This window comes from Streptomyces sp. NPDC055239, from assembly GCF_053606205.1.
Window position 1 is genome coordinate 1 of the sequence record NZ_JBSGRD010000036.1, and the last position, 1,952, is coordinate 1,952.

The 1,952-nt window shown below is 38.0% G+C and carries 2 protein-coding genes; both read left to right on the forward strand.

Going from position 1 to position 1,952, the window contains the following annotated elements:
• Positions 1-474 precede the first annotated feature (474 nt).
• The gene (locus tag ACWFRJ_RS44510; protein WP_375839303.1) at positions 475-648 is read left to right on the forward strand and encodes a hypothetical protein; all 174 of its coding nucleotides are present in this window, start codon (positions 475-477) and stop codon (positions 646-648) included.
• A gap of 90 nt (positions 649-738) precedes the next feature.
• Positions 739-1,647, forward strand: coding sequence for a rolling circle replication-associated protein (locus ACWFRJ_RS44515; RefSeq protein WP_375839305.1), 909 nt, complete (start codon positions 739-741; stop codon positions 1,645-1,647).
• Positions 1,648-1,952 lie beyond the last annotated feature (305 nt).

Consider the following 1,952-nt stretch of genomic DNA (forward strand, 5'->3'; position numbering starts at 1 on the left):
AGCATTTCCGTCAAGCGTGTGGAGGAATCTTGTAGAGAGATATAGCATAGATACCCGTATCTCTAGAGATATTTTGGTATATCCCTGCTATATCTATGGGGTATCTATGCTATATCTTTGGCTTCAAAAACGGCACCTGTTCTAAGAGCATAGAAACTCAACAGGCACAGCCTGTTTGACACCCTTTTTTTTAGGGTGGCACCGAGTTTCCTTATGCTCTTTTTCTCTGAAGCTAAACCTGTTTTATATGTCGTAGTCTTTTTATTGGGAGTGACCCCTTGCTGTACAATTTCCGGAGGTGCCGATAAGGGACGAATTTTCCCTTGTCGGTTGCCTTTGGGGATTGTAAGGGGTGGAGGCTCGGAATCAAAAGGAAACGAAATATCATTCCGAGTGTGCTTCTTTTTTCTGTTCTTGAATTCTATTATTTCCAATGTTAGAATTATGTTAACAACTTGTTAGGAGTGTGTTTGGATGGAAGAGAAAAAACAAATTGGACCTCGAATTACTGTTGAAACATTTAAAAAGCTAGAGTTATTAGCCGAACATTTTACAAAACACAATGAATTTGGAAGAGTTTCAAAAGATGCTGTAATTGAGTTTGCTATTAAGGAATTGTATAGGGACTATTTGGGAAAAGGACGCTAATTTTTGTTGAAAAACTGACTTCGGATTTGGGGTTCTTTATTATTAACTTGATTTTAATTAAACATTACAGGAAAAATTGAGGGGAAATGGATGGATAAACGCAATGGTGACGCGGTTTTCATAGCTCCAAATGATGTTGTAAAAGTGACCACTATGAATCACGTCATTGAAGTTCAGCATATGGAGAAGATGAACCGGAAAAATAATATCAAAAAATTGGACAAGGATAGGTTTGTAGACCTCTCTACTGGGGAGATCCGGGAGTTCGAGCATTCGGAAAATCGGCAGGAAAATTATAATTCTTTGAGACAAACCTTTAAGAAGCTGCGTTATTTGATAAATAACAATTTTATAGGACGGCCAAATGAATTACATATAACTTTGACATACAAGAAAAATATGACGGACACGAAAAAACTTTATAGTGATTTTCAAAATTTTATCGACAGGTTGCGTTATAAATACAAGAAAGAAAGTTCGATAGATTATTTATCGGTGGTAGAGCCACAAGGACGTGGAGCCTGGCATTGTCATGTTTTAATGCGCTTTAATGATTTGGATAAGATTTATATTAAAAATGCTGAATTAAGGAGTCTATGGGGTTTAGGATTTGTAACAATCAAGTCATTAAAGGATATAGACAACATAGGAGCCTATTTGAGCGCTTATTTGACTGATATAGACCTAGAAGATGTCCAAGACAGGGAAACAGCCTTAAAAGTGGCTTCAGAGGGCTGTGAGGTGCAAACAAAGATCGTAGAAGGTCGGGAAAAGAAATTTTTAAAAGGCGGACGGCTGCACATGTATCCTTCCGGAATGAATATGTATCGAAAATCAAAAGGGATTGTTAAGCCGGAACGGGAAGAAATGAAGTTCGGAGACATAAAAAAAGTAGTGGGTTCGGCAAAACCACACTACGAGAAAAGTTATCATGTCGAAAATGACAATTTTGAAAACACAATTTCGTTTCTCCAGTATAACACAAAACGTGATTTTTGAAGCAAAACGGTTCCTCTTTATGGAGCCGTTTTTTTTATTTCCCGAAGGGTTATTTGTCAGAATGACAAACCGATTTCGAGCCGGCGAGAACCCATTGTCACACCACGATTTAGGGGGTGTGTATAAATGGGCACTCTCTGTGAAATTTGAAGCTTTGAAATTCCGAATGGCGCACTTATACACTCTGTCGAGTGAGTGCTAAAATGCTGAAGCATTTCCGTCAAGCGTGTGGAGGAATCTTGTAGAGAGATATAGCATAGATACCCGTATCTCTAGAGATATTTTGGTATATCCCTGCTATATCT

Excerpts from the sequence above, each read along its gene's own strand:
- ACWFRJ_RS44510 (WP_375839303.1), top strand. The coding sequence starts at position 475 with ATGGAAGAGAAAAAACAAATTGGACCTCGAATTACTGTTGAAACATTT.
- ACWFRJ_RS44515 (WP_375839305.1), top strand. The coding sequence starts at position 739 with ATGGATAAACGCAATGGTGACGCGGTTTTCATAGCTCCAAATGATGTT.